Raw genomic sequence first — 18,212 nt, 5'->3', positions numbered from 1 at the left:
TGCGAAAAAGGTGSGGGGCCGCCGTCGTTCCCTTTAAAACTTACCCATCGACTGCCCGCGACGGCCCTTTTGGGCTGGCGCAGGGGCCGGTGGGGACAACCGACGTGTCTCAGCTGGCCTGCCAGATGTCCGGGCCGAAGACTTCGTAGTGGATGCGGGTTGCCGGGATGCCGGCGTTGATGGCCTCGTTGCGGATGTTCTTCATGAACGGCAGCGGACCGCACAGGTAGAGGGACGCATCGGCGGGAAGGTCCACTTCGCGCAGGGACATGAATCCTTCCTTCGCACCGTCCATCGGCTGCTCCAGCCACAGCTGCAGCTCGGCACCTTGCAGGCGCTCGACGTCGTCCGTCATCTGGCCGCGCAGGGCCCAGCTGTCCAGGGTGCTCTCTGCGTGCAGCACGAGGACCTGGCGGTCGGAGCCGGTTTCGGCGAGCGAGCGCAGGATGGAGGCCGTGGGGGTGCAGCCGATGCCGGCGGAGGCCAGGACCACCGGGCCGTCGCCTTCCTTGAGCGTGATTTCGCCGTAGGGGTTCGAGATATCGAGAATGTCGCCCACCTGGACATTGTTGTGCAGGACAGGGGAGACCTCACCGCCGTCGTCCTTCTTGGTGGTGAAGCTGCGGCTGGTGCCGGCTTCGCCCGACAGGGAGTACTGGCGCACCTGGCGCAGGCCGTCCGGAAGCTGGACCTTGACGCTTACGTACTGGCCCGGAAGTGCTTCGGTGATGGGGGTGTCGTCGGCTGGTTCCAGGGTGAACGTCATGGATCCGACGCCGGCCGGCGTCTTTGCGGCCACGCGCCACGGCGCCCACATCCTGCCGTTGGCCTGGGCCGCGTACAGGCCTTTTTCCAGCTTGATAAGCGCGTCTGCCATGAGCCAATAGACCTCGGTCCAGGCTTCTGCGATCTCCGGGGTGATGACCTCGGCCAGGTCCTCGGCGATCGCTGCGAACAGGTGCTCGTAGACCACCTTGTACTGCGGTTCGGTGATGCCGAGGGAAGCGTGGCGGTGGGCAATGCGGGACAGGACGGTTTCCGGCAGGGTGCCCGGGTTGTTGACCAGGTGGGTGGCGAAAGCGGCGATGCTTCCGGCAAGGGCCTGCTGCTGGCTGCCGTTGCGCTGGTTGGAGCGGCTGAAGAGGCCGTCGAGGAGTTCCGGGTGTGCGGCGAACAGGCGGGCGTAGAACTTGGGCGTAATGTCGCCGATCCGTGACCCCACCAGCGGCAGTGTGGCTTCGATGACGGGGCGGGATTTATCCGAGAGCATTGCGGACTCCTGAGGTTGGGACCGGGGCCTTTGTCCGGCCTTTACAAAATGCTTGCATTTGAAATGCGAGTATTTCTGCCTCAGTTCTACACCTCGTAGAAGTTTGAAATCAAACTGGGAGAAAGCTCCCGGCTGTAAGGGGTGGTTGAGGCCAGCTACGGCCCCGGCTGCACGCTGGGACGGAGCGGTCCCAGCAGTCCCGGGCGGAGGCCAATCATCTCGAAAACCGGCGCCATTTGGCGGGACCCCGGAAGATCGGCAATGACTACCGGATCAAGCTCACGGTAGAACGCCTCGCGTGCCCGGGCCAGGGCTGCGCGCAGCTTGCATTCATTGATCAAGGGGCAATTGCCCGTGGCGGCCATGCAGTCGGCCGGGTCCGTGCGGGTATCGAGCTCGCGCAGGATCTGTCCCACGGTGGCCGTCCTGCCGGCACTGCTCAGCCGGGAACCACCGGTGCGGCCCCGCTCCACGTCGATCAGCCCCATGGTGCGGAGCCTGGCCATGGCCTTGCTGACGTGGTTGTACGGCGTCCCCACGGAGTCCGCGATGTTCTGCGTGGTCAGGAGCTGGCCGCCCGGAACGGCCGCCAGCACCATCAGTGCCCGCAGGCTGACGTCGGCAAACGCGTTGATTTTCATGGCGCGGCGCCTGGTCTAGTCCACCCAGATGGCGGGCTCGTTGGTGTCGGCCTCCAGCTGGCCGAACTCCCAGGTTTGGGTTGCAGCGTTGGCCGCGTAGGGAAGCACGGCGGCGAAAACCGAGCCGTCCCGGTGCTCGGCGGCAACGTGGATGGCGTCGGAGTCCTCCTCCACCAGCAGGATGTCGCACACCAGGGCAGCGGCGCGGTAATCGTCCCGGTTCTGCCGCAACAGCGCGTTCAGGTCGCTGATCATGGCGTCAGCGTCGAACTCGGCGCCGCTTCCGTCCTCGGCATCCGCCGGGGAGACGGCCACCAGCCGCACCTCGCCGTCGTTCTGCACCGTGAGGGCGAACGGGAGGAAGCCGCCGGCGCGCTGAAGCTGCTCCTGGGCGGCGCTGACGCCGGTTCCGAGGAGGTTTTCAAGGTCGGTCGCCGTGGCTTCGGGGACAGACTCCCGCCAGCTTTCCTGCCCCGCCGTGGCGGGCCCGGTATGGTCGGCCACGGGTTAGGCCCGCACGAGGGCCAGGACCCGGTCCCGGACCCGTTCCATCGTGGCCCGGTCTGTCGCTTCGGCGTTGAGCCGCAGGAAAGGTTCTGTGTTGGACGGGCGCAGGTTGAACCAGTAGCTGCCGTCGTTGGCCGTGAAGGTGCTGCCGTCAAGGGTGTCGATGGTGATGTCCTCGCCGGCGAAGTCTGCACGCACGCGCTCGACGGCGGCCGGCTTATCCTCCACCTCGGAGTTGATCTCCCCGGAGCTGACGTAGGGCTCGTACTCGCGGCCGAGCTCGGACAGCGGGCCGTCCTGCTCACCCAGCGCGGCCAGGACGTGCATGGCCGCCAGCATGCCGGTGTCCGCGTTCCAGAAGTCGCGGAAGTAGAAGTGTGCCGAGTGCTCGCCGCCGAACACCGCGCCTTCCTCGGCCATGACTGCCTTGATGAAGGAGTGGCCCACGCGCGTACGGACGGCCCGACCGCCGTCGTGCTCCACCAGCTCGGCCACCGCGCGGGAGGTGAGGAGGTTGTGGATGATCGTGGGGGTGGCTTCGCCCTGGGCCTTCGCACGGGCAATTTCGCGCCGGGCGACCATGCCGGTAACGGCCGACGGCGAGACGGGCTCGCCCTTCTCGTCCACCACGAAGCAGCGGTCGGCGTCGCCGTCGAAGGCCAGCCCGATGTCCGCGCCGTGTTCGATGACAGCGGCCTGCAGGTCCCGGAGGTTTTCCGGTTCCAGCGGGTTGGCGGGGTGGTTCGGGAAGGAACCGTCCAGTTCGAAGTACAGCGGGATGATGTCGAACGGCAGCTTGGGCAGCAGGGCGTCACCCAGAACGGCGGGCGTGGTCAGCCCGGCCATGCCGTTTCCGGCGTCCACCACAACCTTCAGGCGGCGGGATCCCGAGAGGTCCACCAGCTTGCGGAGGTACTCGGAGTACTCCTTCAGGACGTCGCGCACACCGATCTGGCCGCGCTGGCCGGCTGCCGGGATGGTCCCCGTGCTGAGGTAGTGCTCGGCCAGGGACTGGACGTCCTTCAGGCCGGTTTCGGAGGAGATGGGGACAGCGCCGGCCTTGGACATCTTGATGCCGTTGTAGCCGGCGGGGTTGTGGCTTGCGGTGAAGGTGGCCCCGGCCCGGTTGAGGAGGCCGCAGGCGAAGTAGAGCTCATCAGTGGAAATCAGGTCCAGCAGTTCCACGTTGGCGCCGCGGGTGGCAGCACCGTCGGCGAAGGCTTTGCTGAACTCGGGCGAGGAGGGGCGCATGTCGCCGCCCACCAGGATGGTCTGGCCTTCGAGCTGCAGGACGTCCACGAAAGCGGCCCCCACGGCTTCGACGATTTCGGCGGTGATCGATTCGCCCACAATGCCACGGACGTCGTAGGCCTTGAAGGATGCCGAAAGGTCAAAAGTCGTTGTCTGTTCGCTAGTCACGGGCTTTATCTTACGTGGACCCGTGCGGTGCCTGTGGAGGGGGAGACGGGGCTGGCGATTGTGACGGAAGGGATCTGTGGGCCTTTCCACATAACTGTTGGGCGTAAGCCGGTTGTCAGGGGCGGCTGGGATACTGAATCAATGGTTGAAAACCGGAACGCCACCCTTTCCCAGACCGATACTGATTCTGACGCTGATTTTGGGGCTGCCGCTTCCTTTGCGCAGCCGTCCCCTCCGGGCGGTTCCGGCACCGGCACCCACAGCCAGGCGCTGGCTGTGCTGCGTGAGCTGGTGGGAAACCCGGGGGCAGATTTCCACGACGGCCAGTACGAGGCCATTGAGGCATTGGTCGACGGCGGCCGGCGGGCTTTGGTGGTCCAGCGCACCGGGTGGGGCAAGTCGGCTGTCTACTTCGTGGCGTCCCTCCTGCTGCGCCGCCGCGGGGCCGGCCCCACCCTGATCGTGTCGCCGTTGCTGGCGCTCATGCGTGACCAGGTGGCCGCTGCCGCCAGGGCCGGTGTCCGGGCCGTCGCCATCAACTCGGCAAACCAGCTGGAGTGGGACACCGTCCGCGAACAGCTTGCGGCGGACCAGGTTGACGTTCTCCTGGTCTCGCCGGAACGTTTGACCAACCCCTCTTTCCGGGAAAACCAGCTGCCGGAACTGATCCGGCGCACCGGACTGCTGGTCATCGATGAAGCGCACTGCATCTCGGACTGGGGCCACGACTTCCGTCCTGATTACCGCCGGATCGCAGACCTCATCGAGCAGTTGCCGGACTCGGTGCCGGTTCTGGCCACCACGGCCACCGCCAACTCCCGCGTGGTCCACGACATCGAAGAGCAACTGGGTGCCGGCGTCCTGACCATCCGCGGGGCCCTCGGCCGCGATTCGCTGCGGCTCGGCGTCCTGGCGCTCCCTGACGCCCGCCAGCGCCTCGGGTGGCTGCTGACCCACCTGTCGGACCTGCCCGGCAGCGGCATCATCTACACCCTGACCGTTTCCGCCGCCGAGGACACCGCCCGGCTCCTGGCGGAGGCGGGCCACGAAGTGCTGTCCTACACCGGCCGCACCGACCCCGCAGACCGGGAGCGCGCCGAGCAGCTGCTCAAGGACAACCAGGTCAAGGCCCTGGTGGCCACGTCCGCTCTGGGCATGGGCTTCGACAAGCCGGACCTCGGGTTCGTGGTCCACCTCGGGGCGCCGTCGTCGCCGGTTGCCTACTACCAGCAGGTGGGCCGTGCAGGGCGTGGAGCCGCCAACGCCGATGTCCTGCTCTTGCCGGGCTCCGAGGACCGCGACATCTGGCAGTACTTCGCCACCGCGTCCATGCCGTCGGAGGAGAAAGCTGCCGCTGTCCTGACGGCGCTCGCCGACGCGGGAAGTGCCGTGTCCACCGTGGCGCTGGAGGCACGGGTGGACCTGCGCCGGACCCCGCTTGAGTTGCTGCTCAAGGTCCTCTCGGTGGATGGGGCCGTGGAAAGGGTAGGCGGTGGCTGGCGTTCCACCGGGCGGCCGTGGGTCTATGACGCGGAGCGGTACCAGCGCATTGCCGAGGCCCGGGTGGATGAACAGGACTCCATGATCATCTACCAGGACACTGCCGGGTGCCGGATGGAATACATCACGTCCGTCCTTGATGATGAGACCGCCCACGCCTGTGGCCGGTGCGACAACTGCGCCGGGCAGTGGTTCCCCGCCGACGTCGCAGCTGATGCCACGAACGCGGCCGGGCAGACGCTCAGCAGGGCCGGCGGCGTCCTTGAGCCGCGGCTGCAGTGGCCCAGCGGGATGGACCGGCTGGGCGTTCCGGTCAAGGGAAAGATCAAGCCGCCGGAGGCGCTGTCAGAGGGCCGCGTCCTGGCCAGGCTGACCGACCTTGGCTGGGGCGGTGCCCTGCGGACCATCTTCGCCGCCGGCGCGGAAGACCGTCCGGTGGACCCTGCCATGCTGCAGGCCTGCGTCCAGGTCCTGCGGGAGTGGGGAACAGGTGACTCCCGGACGGCGGGCTGGAGCGGTGGAGGCCGGCCTGCGGCGATCGTGAGCATGCCGTCGCGCAGCAAACCGCAGCTGGTGGAATCCCTCGCCCGCGGGATTTCGGACATTGGCCGCATCCCCTATCTCGGCGCCCTGCAGTTGGCCCACGGCGGCCCCACAGGAAGCCGCGGCGGCAACAGCGCCTACCGGTTGGCCGGGGTCTGGGACCGGGTGGTGGTTGGCCCCGAGCTCGAAGCGGCGTTGGGTTCCATCCAGGGGCAGAGCGTGATGCTGATCGACGACCTGGCGGACAGCCGGTGGACCCTTACGGTCGCGGGGCGCGCCCTTCGGCAGGCCGGGGCCGGGGCTGTGCTTCCGCTGGTTCTGGCGCAGGCCGGCTGACCGCTGCTCCCGCATGCCGCGGGAGCAGGACACTGTCCACGGTGCTGGCCAGCATCAGGACTGCCATGGCCAGAAAGGCTCCGCGGTACGGACCTGCGTCATCCTGGGGAAATGAGCCAAGTCCGTCGAAGATGCGGATCAGCAAGGCAGCTACTGCGATCCCGGCACCCGTGGCGAGCTGCACCAGCGTTGCCGAAACGGTGTTGGCCGACGTCAACTGCGCGGGGACGATATCGGCGTACTGCACCGACGCGTAGGACGAGAACCCGATGGAGCGGAACGCCCCGCTGCAGACCAGCAGGGCAAACGTCAGCACCTGCGGAGTCTCCGGGGTCAGCAGCGCGCACAGCGCAAAAGTGGCTGCTGACGCGAGGGACGCGAACACCAGCATGGCCTTGAACCCGAAGCGGCGGATCAGGGGAGTGGTGGCCGGTTTGATACCGATGTTGCCGATGAAGACGGCGGCCACCATGATGCCTGCGTGGATGGGGGTCCACCCGAAACCGGCCTGGAACATCAGGGGCAGCAGGAAGGGAACCGAGCTGATGGTCAGCCGGTAAACGAATCCGCCGGTGGCCATCGCGCGGAACGTGCGGGTCCGGAACACGTCCAGGTTGAACAGGGGGTTGCTGGCACGGCGCATCCAGAGCACGGCCGCGAGCAGGGAGGCTGCACCTGCTGCTGCACTGATGCCCGCCCAGGGGCCGTCCGGGTGGGAGCTTGCCAGTTCAAGGCCAACCACCAGGGCGCCGACACCCAGCGTGGTGAGGAACAGCCCGGGCCAGTCCAGCCGCCGGCCTTTATCGCCAGCAGACGTTGGGACCAGGCGCAGGGCCGCAAGGAAGGCCGCCAGCCCCAGCGGGAGGTTGATCAGGAAGATCCAGTGCCAGGACAGGTACGTGGTGAGTGCACCGCCCACCAGGGGTGCGAGGACAGGCGCAAGCAGGCCGGGCCAGACGAGGAACGCTGTGGCCCGCAAAAGCTCCGATTTAGGCGTGCCCCGCAGCACCACCAGCGTTCCCACCGGAACCATCATGGCGCCCCCGGCACCCTGGGCGATGCGGCTCAGCGTCAGCGTGGTGAGGTCCTGGCTGAGGGCACAGGCCAGTGAAGCAACGGTGAAGATGGCAACGGCCAGGCAGAAGATCCGTCTTGCCCCGAAACGTTCGGCCAGCCAGCCGCTGATGGGAATGCCGACGGCGACGGTGAGCAGGTAGGCCGTCATTGTGATGTTGACGTCTGCCGCGGGAACACGGAACTCGGCTGAGATATTGGGGATGGCAGTGGTGAGGATGGTCCCGTCGAGGAACTCCATGAAGAAGGTTGCTGCCACCAGGAGGGCCAGCCGCGGGCTCCATGCCTGCGCGGCGTCCCCCTGCGCGTGGGCCCGATCTCTTACTGCCATCCGCTTATCCTGCCACCAGGCAGCCTGCGCCAGCAGAGTGCGTCCGATCCCCGGAATGCAGCGGAGTTGCCGGATGGAGATCTGTCGTCCGGTGGACTCGGGTCAGAAGCTTGTTCGCAGGACTGTGCCGACAAGGCTCTGATCCGCGAACAAGCTTAGGAGTGGGGGGATCTGTCGTCTGGCTGGCTTGGGTCGGGAACTCGCGTCTTGCCGCTCGGGTCAGAAGCTTGTTCGCAGGACTGTGCCGACAAGGCTCTGATCCGCGAACAAGGCCAGGAATCAGACCGGACCACGCGGGAAAACGCCCCCGGGTACGCAAAAGGCCCCGGTCCAGGGACCGGGGCCGAACGCGGAGACGGGGGGATTTGAACCCCCGGTGGAGTTGTGCCCCACACTTCATTAGCAGTGAAGCCCATTCGGCCGCTCTGGCACGTCTCCAATTGCTATTCCTAGCCCACCAAGGATACGCAGATCCGGCCATGCAGTGCAAAACGGCTGCGGCCCTGCGATGCGGAAGGCTGGCCGGGGCCGTTCAGCCTAGGCAGCGGGCTGGACCGGGCGCACCATCCTGAACTCGGGCAGGTCCTCCCAGTTCGCCAAAGTGTCGGCCACGCCGTCCGGTTGGAAGCCAAAGCGGCGGTAGAAGCCGATGGCCCGGCTGTTGCCAGCGGCCACCCACAGGCTCGCAGCCCGGGTGCCCAGGGCGGCGCCAAGCAGCTGCCGGCCAAGGCCCAAGCCCTGGTGGGATGCCAACAGGTACAGCCCCCACAGTTCCAGGGCGCCGGACACCGGTGGCGGATGTCCTTCCGGGGAATCCGGTGCGGGAACTGAACGGATACCGGCGAAGCCCACCACCGTGTCGCCGTCGCACGCCACCCACGCTTCGGCGGGGTCCGGCCGGTCCAGGAGGTGCCGCCACAGCGCCAGCCGGCCGTCCCGGTCAGCCGCCGCCAGGAACGCATCGGACAGCATCCCGCGGTAGGTTTCCTGCCAGCAACGGATGTGCACGTCTGCAAGCCGCTCCACATCCGTGGTAACAGCCCTGCGGACCGAGACAGCAGGCGGCACCGAGACCTCAGCCCCAGGCACTTCAAGCCCAGGAACCCCAGGCCTAGGAACCCCCGGCGCGGGCACCCCCGGCGCGGGCACCGCCGTCACGACGTTCCGCCCGCCAGCGCCTTCCACAGGAAGTGCTGGCTGCGGGCCTGCAAAGCTGCCGCCTGCCGGTTGTCCGATGCTCCCGCGTGGCCGCCCTCCAGTGCTTCGTGGAACCAGACGTTGGGTATGCCCATGGCGAGCATGCGGGCAGCCATCTTCCGTGCCTGCACGGGGCCCACCCGGTCATCCGAGGTGGCCGTCCAGATGAACGTTTCCGGGTATTCGATGCCGTCCTTGAGCAGGTGGTACGGGGAGAACGTCCGGATGTACTCCCACTGCTCCGCCACGTCCGGGTCCCCGTATTCGGCGATCCAGGAGTGCCCGGCGGACAGCTTGGTGTACCGGCGCATGTCCAGCAGCGGCACGCCACAGGACACGGCCCGGAACAGGTCGGGGTAGCGGGTCAGCATGTTGCCCACCAGCAGCCCGCCGTTCGAGCCGCCCACGCAGCCCAGGCGCTCGCGGGAGGTGACGCCGCGGGAAATCAGGTCCCGCGCCACCGCGGCGAAGTCCTCGTAGGCTTTGTGCCGGTTTTCCTGCAGCGCGGCGCGGTGCCACGCCGGCCCGTACTCGCCGCCGCCGCGGATGTTCGCCACCACGTAGACGCCGCCGCGCGAATGCGGTGCCTCCCCGCCGTCGACCGGCAGGCCGGTGGTCCGCCGCTCCAGCCAGGCCCGCCCCACCGTTCCGCTGTAGGCGGGCGTCCGGGAGACCTCGAAGCCGCCGTAGCCGGAGAGCTGGGTGGGGTTCTGGCCGTCGAGGGGCAGGTTGTGGGAGGAGACCTGGAAGTACGGAACCCGGGTGCCGTCGTCGGAGACCGCGAAGTGCTGCTGGACCTCGTACTCGGCGTCGGAGAAGAACGACGGCGAGGACTTCACCTCCGTGTGCCGGCTCACCACGCCGTGCGTCCCGGCATCGTCTCGGCCACGTTCCAGCGTGCCGCGCATCAGCGTGCTGGGCGTGGTGAATCCGGTGGCGATCAGCCAGAAGTCGTCGCCCGCACCGCCGTCGGCCGCTGCTTCATCCTCATCGTCCACGGCATAGGCGTTGACGTCATGCAGCGGCGGGCAGGCGTCCAGGAGCGTGGAGGCCCAGGCGGAGCCGTCCCCGAAGGACCCGTCGGCGGCATCGGCCGGGCGGGACGGGTCCAGCACCCGGATTTCCGAGGACACGTCCCTCAGAAGGTTGAGGAGCAGGAAGTTCCGCGTCCAGCTCCACGACTGCAGGGACGTGTGGGCGTCCGGCGTGAACAGCACCACGAGGTCGCGTGCTCCGGCCAGATAGTCCTCGAAATTGGCGGCCAGCAGGGCGCCGGCCGGATAGGTGGTGCCATCCAGCGCCCAGTCCCGCTGCGGGCGGAACAGCAGCCATTCGCGGTGTGCGCTGACGTTGACGTCGGTGGGAACGTCGATGGCCACCCATGAACCGTCGCGCAGCACCAGGTTTGTCCGGTTGAAGAAGTCGATGTAGTCCACGGCGAAGGTGCGTTCGAAACCGGGGGTGGAGTCGTGCGCCACCACGGCCATCATGTGCTGTTCGGGAACCTCGAACAGCCGGGGTGCGCCGGCCAGGGTTTCGCCGCGTTTCAGGGTGACACCGGTCCGGGCGTAGGAGGACGCCGTCCTGGGCAGCCCGTCCGCCGTGGAGGAGACCAGGAGGGTGTCCGCGTCCAGCCAGGACACGTTGCCCTTCGCCGTCGGCAGGTCAAAACCGCCCACCGCCGGGTCAATAAACGTGCGGGATTCGACGTCGAACTCCCGGAACCGGTTCGCGTCGCCGCCGTCGGGGGAGAGCGCCAGCAGCGCGTGCCGGTAAGGCTCGCCCGCGGCCGGCCGGAGGAACGTGGCGCCGTGGAACACCCACTCCTCGCCCTCGGCGGCTGCCAGGGCGTCCACGTCCAGCAGGACGTCCCACTCGGGGGACTCCGTGCAGTAGCTTTCCCACGTGGTGCGGCGCCACAGGCCCTTGGGGTTGTCCCGGTCCTTCCAGAAGTTGTAGTACCAGTCGCCGCGCTTGCCTACCATGGCGATCCTGTCGGTGGAGTCCAGCACCTCCAGGATGCTGCCCTCGAGCTCGGCGTAGTCGGCGTCCTCCAGGAGGTCTTCCGTGCGTGAGTTCTGCTCCTTGACCCAGGCGAGCGGCTCTTCGCCGTAGATCTCCTCGAGCCACACATTTTCGTCGGTTGGCTCCGGCGCGAGGCCGCCAAGGCCGCCGTTGCCGCCGGGGCCGGTGCCCGCAGGCCTGCCGTCCGTGGGGGTGTTGCCGTGGCCGGACGCTGAATCAGCTGCAGTGGTGGTCATGCGCCCCATCCAAACAACATCCGCTCGGGGGTGGCAAGTCAAGCGGCCAGCCCTCCCTCTTCAACGCAAGCCCGTACTCTGGAAGGCGTGGAAAATACGCAGAGCACCCGGACCGCCATCATCGGTGCCGGCCCCAGGGGCACCAGTGTCCTGGAGCGCCTGCTCGCCCACGCCAGCCACCGGGCCGAACGGGGAGGCAGGGCTGCCGTCCGGCTCCACATCGACGTCATCGACCCCTACCCCGCGGGGCCGGGGCATGTCTGGCAGCCGGGGCAGTCGCGGCTGTTCCTGATGAACACGCAGTCCTTCTATCCCACGCTGATTCCCGAGGATCCCGACCTGCCGGCCGCCGTCGCCGGGACCACGTTCGACCGCTGGCGTGAACGGCAGCAGCAGGATCCGCTTCCGTCCCTCACCGCGGAGGAACTCGCCGAACTCGCAGTGCTCGGGTCCAACGACTTCCCCAGCCGTGCGATCTACGGCCGGTACCTGCGCTCCACGCTGGCGGACCTGCTCGCCGAGGCGCCCGACGGCGTCACCATCGAATTCCACGAGACGTCCGCGCTGTCGGTGCACCCGGTGGGAGACGGAACGTTCGACGTCGACCTGGCCACCGGGGCGGCGATCCGCGCCGATTCGGTGGTGCTGGCCCTCGGGCACATCCCGTCCAGGCTCAATCCCGAACAGCGCGAACTGCAGGCCTCCGCGGGGCAGCTGGGCCTGCGGTACCTGCCGCCGGCCGTTCCGGCTGACGTGGACTGGGCCGTAATTCCGGCCGGTGAACCGGTCCTGGTGCGCGGCATGGGGTTGAACTTCTTTGACACGATGGTCCAGCTGACCGAGGGCCGCGGCGGCAAATTCACCGCCGGCGGCCCGGCCGGGCGGCTGGAGTATGAGCCCTCCGGCCAGGAACCGTTCATCATCGCCGCCTCCCGCAGGGGGACCCCCTACCGGGCCAAAGCGGCGCTGGAAGGCTATTACGCCTCCTCGGTCACCCTCCGCTACCTCACGGAGGCTGCCCTGGACCGGTTCGAGGCTGCCGGTATCCGTCCGGGGTTCGACCACGACCTCTGGCCCCTCCTGCACCGCGACACCCTCTGGGCCTACTACTCAACGCTGGTCCGCGCGCAGCCCGGCGCGGTCCCGGACAGTGCAGCGTTCCTAGCCGCCCTTGAGGAAGCCCTGCACCCGCACGCGCACAGCGCCGCCAACTGGGAAGACGCCGTGGACAGCGTGCTGGCCATCCACGTGGGGCCGCGGCACCGGCTGGACCTTCCGGGGCTCGCCGCGCCTTTGGCGGGACGCACTTTCGCGTCGCGCGCCGAGCAGGACGCCGCCGTCGTCGAGTTCCTCCTCGACGACGCCCGCCGTTCCTCGCTCGGCGAGGATGACCCCGTGAAGATGGCCATCGGTGCCCTGCACCACGGCCGCGCCGTCCTCAAAACGGCAGTGGCCGACGGCGGCATCACCGACGAATCCTGGGTGGCCGGCCTGCGTGGCTGGTTCGAGTCGTTCGTGGAAGGGCTGGCCAGCGGGCCGCCTGCGCTGCGCTCGGAGCAGCTGGCAGCGCTGGCGAGGGCCGGCATCGTCAGCTTTGTGGGTCCGGATCCGAAATTCGGCGTGGACCGCAAGGCCGGAACCTTCACCGCAGCCTCACCCTGGGTTGAGGGCCCGCCCGCCGCCGCCCGGACCATGGTGGAGGCCCTCGCGCCCGGCAACCGGGTCTCTGCCAACGACTCTCCGCTCCTGCAACAGCTGCTCAAGGACGGGCTGGTCCGGTCCAGGCACATGATGACCGCCGAGGGGGCGCCGGTGCAGTCCACCGGCCTGGACGTGGAACCGCACCCGTACCGGCCCCTCGCCGCCAACGGGTCGGTCACCGAGGGGATGTACGTGCTGGGCCTGCAACTTTCGTCCGCCCAGTGGGGAACCGCCATCGCCGCCGAGGCGCACCAGCCGGGCACCCCGGCCTACCGCAGCGGCCAGCGCACCCTCCGGGACGCCGACGAAATCGCACAGGCCATCCTGGGCGCCGCGTAACAGCGCGTCTTCCGCCCGGGAAATAACCCGGCGCAGCAGCACCTCCATCAAGGGCGACTCGTCCACGTACTCGGAAACCGTCGTCGTCCCCTGAGTTTTTGAGCACGTACCGCGGGCTGAGCGGCGCGGAAGTCACCGCTATCTGTCCAGGATCTCCGCGCAATGAAAAGGAGTGCCCCTCCCGGCCAACTGGCCGGGAGGGACACCCCTTTTGGTGTTCTACGACTTACCGGCGCAGCATCAGCCGCGCAGGCACTGCTGGTACTGGAGCCAGGCAATGCCGTAACGGATCCATCCCAGGACGTCGTACCACTTGGCAGGCTTGGTGGGTGCCGTGCACGCGGGCGGCAGCGGCGTGGTGGCTGCCACCTGAACCGCTACGGTCACCTTTGTTCCGGACTCCGCCGCGGTGAGCACCAGCGTTGCCGTGCCGGCGGCGGCACCTGACGGAACGACAAGGCTGACAGTGGCGGACCCTGCCGATACCGGAACCGTTCCCACCTGGGTGGCCTTGCCGGCCGAATCGGTGAAAACGCCGGTCAGGGCAGTGTTCACCGGGCTGCCCAGCGAGGTCAGGTCCAGCTTGGAGACCGCCAGGTTGACCGTTTCGCCGGGCTTGACCGTCGCCGCCGTGGTGTTGGTGACGGCCACGGAACGCCGGGCAAAGTCCGGGGACACCGGGCTGCTCTTCTGCAGGTAGCCGATCCACGCGTCCCGGTCCACGAGTCCGGAGTCCCGTGTATTGGCTCCCTGGGTGAAGACCCGGAAGTTGTCGCCGCCGGTTGCCAGGAAGCTGAACGTGCCCACCCGGTAGGACTTGGCAGGATCCAGCACTTCACCGTTGACCCGGACCGACGTGATCCTGTCACCGGCGGCGCGGGCGGCGTCGTAGGTGTAGTTCACGTTCTTGGACAGGCCAAGCTGCAGGTAGGCGCGGCTGGGGACCGTGCCGTCCGCGTTGGTCTGCCATTGCTGCTCCAGCAGGGTCTTGAACTGCGCTCCGGTCAGGGAGGTGGTCCAGAGGTTGTTCACGAACGGCAGCACGGCGTTCGCTTCGGCGTAGGTGATGGTTCCGTCCGGAGCGTAGTACAGCTCGTTGCGGAGGCCGCCGGGGTTCACGACGCCGATCTCGGCCCCGCCCAGTTCGGCCGGCTTCAGCGAATCGAGCAGCGAGTCGGCCACCAGGTTGCCCAGGGTGGACTCGCTGCCGCGGTCGTCGCGCTTCGCCGTGCCGGTGGCGTCGGTGCTGAAGGCGGTGGTGATGTCCTTGGTGACCGAGCCGACCGGCTGGTTGCCCACCTCGGCTGAGGCTGCCAGGGCCTTCTGCACGATGCCGTCCACCGCAGCCACGCGCGGGTATGCCGCGATCAGGTCCGCCGCCGGGTCAGTGGTCCGCTTGACGTTGCCGGCCTTGTAACCGGTGACATCCTTGGTGGCGGTATCCACCGTCAGCTGGATCTGGCCCACGTTCTCGCCGTAGTTGCCGGTCTGCACGATGGGGCGGGTCTTGCCCTGCACACCGGGGACGGGGGCGTCCCAGGCGTATTCCTTGTGCGTGTGGCCGGTGAAGATGGCGTCAACGTCCGCGGAGGTCTCGGTGACCAGCTTGGCGAACGGGCCGCCGGCGGAAACTTCCTGCTCCAGCGTGGACCCTTCCACCACACCGGACCCGGCGCCGTCGTGGTTTTCCACGATGATGACGTCGGCGAGGTTGCCTGCCTTGATCTTCGCAGCGGCCCGGTTGATGGCCTCCACCGGGTCACCGAACTCGAGGTCGGCGATCCCGGCGGGTGTCACCAGGGAGGGGACCTCCTGGGTGACGGTGCCGATGACGGCCACCTTGATGCCGTTCATGTCCAGCACCGTGTACTCCGGCAGGACCGGCTCCGTGGTGCCCTTCCGGTACACGTTCGCCCCGAGGTACGGGAACTTGGCGTTGCTGCCGTCCGCGATGACTCGGTCGCGCAGGTCAGCCCAGCCGCCGTCGAACTCGTGGTTGCCCACTGCCGAGGCCTTCAGTTCAAGGGCGTTCAGCACATCGATGGTGGGCTGGTCCTTGGCCACGGCGGAGGCAAACAGGGACGCGCCGATGTTGTCGCCGGCGGAGAGGAATGCTGTTGCCCCGGGGGCGGCAGCTGCACGCAGCTTCTCTATGGTTCCGGCGAACTGGACGGTGTTGGTGTCGATCCGGCCGTGGAAATCGTTGATGCCCAGGAAGTTCAGGTCAACGCTGGCGGGTGCGGACTTCAGGTCCATGCCCACCACCACGGGGTCGTGGTCGCTGGCGCGGAACTGGTCCGGTGCGTAGTAGTTGGTGACGTTGTTGTTGTAGCGGCTGTATTCCAGGGCCACTGATTCAACGGAGTTGATGTTCCAGATGTCCGCGCCGGTCACCACGCCGTTGGCTGCAGGGGAGGCCAGGATGTGGTCCAGGGACCCCACCAGGCCGCCGAAGAGGTACGAGTGCTTGGCGGATCCGTCCGCGTTCTTTGCCTTGTCGTCCTGGTTGACGTACCCGGCGGACGTCAGGACGTTGATGGGGTCTTCCTTGCCGTAGGAGTTGAAGTCACCAATCAGGAAGACCTTGTCGGTGCCCTTCGACTGCTGCAGCGTGGTGGCGAAGTCCAGCAGGGACTTGGCCTGGGCGGTGCGGGCGAGGTTGGAGTTGCCCTGGCCCTTGTCGGTGTCGTCAGGTGTTGCGGCGGAGCCCTTGGACTTGAAGTGGTTGGCGATGGCGATGAATTCGGTGCCTGCGCCGCCGCCCACGGGCTTGAACACCTGGGCCAGCGGCTTGCGGGCGCTGGCGAAAGCGGTGGTGTCGTTGTGGATGATGGATTTACCCACGGGTTCTGCAACGGCCTTTTTGTAAATGAATGCGGTGCGGATCATGTCCTCGTCGGCCAGCGGGGGTGCGTTCGCGGGTGAGCGGACATAGTCCCAGATGCCGGGCGTGGGGATGTTCAGTGACTCCACCAGCTTGGCGAGGGCGTCATCCCGGTCCTTGCCGAACTGCGCGGAGTTTTCGATCTCCATGAGGGTGACCACGTCGGCGCCGGTCTTCGTGATGGCGGCGACGATCTTGTCCTGCTGCCGCTGGAAGTTCTCCGCGTTGGCGGCACCGCGGGCGTCGCAGCCACCGCGGACGGTGATCGGGTTGCCGGCGCGGTCCCCGTAGTAGGTGCAGCCGGACAGGGTGTCGCCGGTGGTGGGGAAGTAGTTCAGCACGTTGAACGAGGCGATCTTGACGTTGCCTCCCACTACTGCGGGAGCTTCGGTGCGGGTGGCGCCGAAGCTGACGGGCTGGACCGTTGCCTTGTTGGCTTCGGTCAGGTGGGTCAGCGGCTGCAGCTTCCAGGAATCGTTGGCGTACCCGAGCACCACGTTGGTGTTGAACGTGGCGGGAGAGCCGACGCGGACCGGGTCCGTGGTGGTGAGGTACGGCAGCACCTCGGCCTTGGTGGTGGCGTCCTTGAGGAAGTTGGTGCTGGAGCCGTCGTCGAGCTTGATGCCGCGGGCGGCATTGTCAGCAACAGCGGCGTTGTACTCCGCCGAGCCGTATGGCGCGACGGCGGTGGGCTGCACCAGCGGGGTAGTGCCGCCGGCCAGTCCGATCTCGCCGTACTGGTTCAGGCTGTAGTTGTCCGTTACCGTTAGCGGCCCTTCCGGAGCCAGGAGCATGCCTTCCAGCGACTCGCGGATGGCCTCCGTGGCAGGCAGCGTGAAAATGGTGGGCTTGACCTCGGGGGCCGCCTCCGTGAGCTGGGTGAGCCCGGTTGCTGCGGTGACGTTGACCTGGGTCATGCCGTAGTACTCGGCGACGGCACCGGTCACCTGGACGTAGTCGCCGGCCTTGACCGATCCAACGGTGGCCGGCGAGTAGACGAAGATACCGTCGGAGGCGGCGTGGTTGGTGCCCGCCAGGTCACCGCCGGTGCCCGGGGTCTGGATGTAGTAGCCGTTGAGGCCGCCGGTGGGGAACGCCGCCGTGACCTTGCCCCGGGTGGTCACGGTGGTGCCGGCCAGCGGGCTGGCGGTGCCGGTGCCCTGGATCTCGGCGATGGTCTTGGCCACAGGATCCGGGGTGGGGTCAGGAGTCGGCTCGGGGTCCGGGGCGGTTCCGCCGGAGGATACCGGCGTGATGGTGGAGCTGAGGCTGAAGTCGGCGGCGTTGTTGTTGCTGTCCGTCCCGCCGGTCCGGTTGAGGCTCCGCACGTCCGTGTTGCCTGCGGGGGCCGCCGCGGCCTGGGTTTCGAACGTGTTGGACGTTCCGTAGCCCAGGAGGTCGGCCACGCCGGCGGATTCCACCGCGGAACCGGTGGGAAGTACGACGGCGGAGGGCTGGTTGGCGAGCACGATGGTCCCCGAAGAGCCGCTCGGGTTCAGGCCCCCGGCTACCAGGTCGGGCTTGGGGAGGTCAGCGCCGTTTGCACCGTTACTCCCGCCCTGTACCAAGTAGTACCCCTTGGCCGGAATGGAACCGGACAGCGCCGAAACTCCGGAAGGCGCACCCGTCCCGCCGGCGGCGCGGTACTGGACCGACCAGCCGTCCAGTGACACCGGGGCATCCGAGGTGTTGTAAAGCTCCACGAACTTGTTCTTGTAGGCGGCGCCGCTGCTGCCGCCGCTCAGGTAGGCCTCGTTGATGACAACGGGCGATGTGCCTGCCGCGGCTGAGACCTCCGCGGCCGTGCTGTCCGCTACCGCAGGCAGGGCCGTCAACGGGGCTGCGATGAGCCCCGCCGACAACGCTGTGCCCAGCGCTAATTTCCAAGGTGTTTGATGCATCCGCTCTTACTTTCATGAGGTTGTCCCCGGTGGGGGACCCATTGGAGTATGTCCGGGTTGTACCGATCGGACTGGGGCCGGACCCTGCTCCTGGTCAAGTGGTTGTCCGGCATATCCCAACAGCACTGAATGAACGCAAAGTGGCCAATGCGTGCATTCGGCGGATCGTTCCCCAGCGGAGCGGCCCGTCCACCATCCCGGAGCTACCGTGGCCCCGTGCGGTGATGCCATTGCGGTGGCCGGCACCTGTTACCTGGATGTGCCGGCCATCACAAACAATACCGGCCGGTAGCAAGAAGCCCCGGCCG

At 67.7% G+C, this 18,212-nt stretch carries 10 protein-coding genes and 1 tRNA gene; 2 read left to right on the top strand and 9 right to left on the bottom strand.

Annotation, left to right across the window (positions count from 1 at the left end; translation table 11 throughout):
* Window positions 1-109 precede the first annotated feature (109 nt).
* The 4 genes from AC1DBN_RS17820 to AC1DBN_RS17805 form a co-directional block, all read right to left on the bottom strand.
* On the bottom strand, window positions 110-1,270 hold the full coding sequence (locus tag AC1DBN_RS17820) for a globin domain-containing protein (RefSeq protein ID WP_477723800.1): 1,161 nt from the start codon (window positions 1,268-1,270) through the stop codon (window positions 110-112).
* Window positions 1,271-1,425: 155 nt separating this feature from the next.
* On the bottom strand, window positions 1,426-1,911 hold the full coding sequence (locus AC1DBN_RS17815) for an RrF2 family transcriptional regulator (protein WP_091718212.1): 486 nt from the start codon (window positions 1,909-1,911) through the stop codon (window positions 1,426-1,428).
* A 15-nt stretch (window positions 1,912-1,926) separates the two neighbouring features.
* Window positions 1,927-2,415 carry a hypothetical protein gene (locus AC1DBN_RS17810; RefSeq protein ID WP_091718214.1) on the bottom strand — a complete coding sequence of 163 codons (489 nt, stop codon included), beginning with the start codon at window positions 2,413-2,415 and terminating at the stop codon, window positions 1,927-1,929.
* Between the two features lie 3 nt (window positions 2,416-2,418).
* Window positions 2,419-3,837, bottom strand: coding sequence for a phosphomannomutase/phosphoglucomutase (locus AC1DBN_RS17805; protein ID WP_091718216.1), 1,419 nt, complete (start codon window positions 3,835-3,837; stop codon window positions 2,419-2,421).
* 141 nt (window positions 3,838-3,978) lie between these two features.
* Between AC1DBN_RS17805 and AC1DBN_RS17800 the strand changes: the two genes are divergently transcribed.
* Entirely contained in the window at window positions 3,979-6,216 is a 2,238-nt protein-coding gene (locus AC1DBN_RS17800; protein WP_231994451.1) for a RecQ family ATP-dependent DNA helicase, read from the top strand.
* Here the strand turns inward: AC1DBN_RS17800 and AC1DBN_RS17795 are convergent.
* From AC1DBN_RS17795 to AC1DBN_RS17780, 4 genes are all read right to left on the bottom strand, one after another.
* The gene (locus AC1DBN_RS17795) at window positions 6,140-7,621 is read right to left on the bottom strand and encodes an MFS transporter (protein ID WP_314216773.1); all 1,482 of its coding nucleotides are present in this window, start codon (window positions 7,619-7,621) and stop codon (window positions 6,140-6,142) included. The genes AC1DBN_RS17800 and AC1DBN_RS17795 overlap by 77 nt on opposite strands.
* Before the next feature lie 350 nt (window positions 7,622-7,971).
* Window positions 7,972-8,059, bottom strand: a tRNA-Ser gene (locus tag AC1DBN_RS17790).
* Between the two features lie 99 nt (window positions 8,060-8,158).
* Window positions 8,159-8,647 carry a GNAT family N-acetyltransferase gene (locus tag AC1DBN_RS17785; RefSeq protein WP_477723799.1) on the bottom strand — a complete coding sequence of 163 codons (489 nt, stop codon included), beginning with the start codon at window positions 8,645-8,647 and terminating at the stop codon, window positions 8,159-8,161.
* Between the two features lie 128 nt (window positions 8,648-8,775).
* Window positions 8,776-11,079: a prolyl oligopeptidase family serine peptidase gene (locus tag AC1DBN_RS17780; RefSeq protein ID WP_390896718.1), complete on the bottom strand. Its 2,304-nt coding sequence runs from the start codon at window positions 11,077-11,079 to the stop codon at window positions 8,776-8,778.
* 87 nt (window positions 11,080-11,166) lie between these two features.
* On the opposite strand from AC1DBN_RS17780, the gene AC1DBN_RS17775 reads away from it, so the two are divergent.
* Window positions 11,167-13,119: an FAD/NAD(P)-binding protein gene (locus tag AC1DBN_RS17775; protein WP_314216445.1), complete on the top strand. Its 1,953-nt coding sequence runs from the start codon at window positions 11,167-11,169 to the stop codon at window positions 13,117-13,119.
* 240 nt (window positions 13,120-13,359) lie between these two features.
* Here AC1DBN_RS17775 and AC1DBN_RS17770 read toward each other — a convergent pair whose 3' ends face one another.
* Entirely contained in the window at window positions 13,360-17,904 is a 4,545-nt protein-coding gene (locus tag AC1DBN_RS17770) for an ExeM/NucH family extracellular endonuclease (RefSeq protein ID WP_477723798.1), read from the bottom strand.
* Between the last annotated feature and the right edge of the window lie 308 nt (window positions 17,905-18,212).

This window comes from Pseudarthrobacter sp. 10T415 (assembly GCF_056394175.1).
This window is presented reverse-complemented; position numbering and strand designations above follow the sequence as displayed.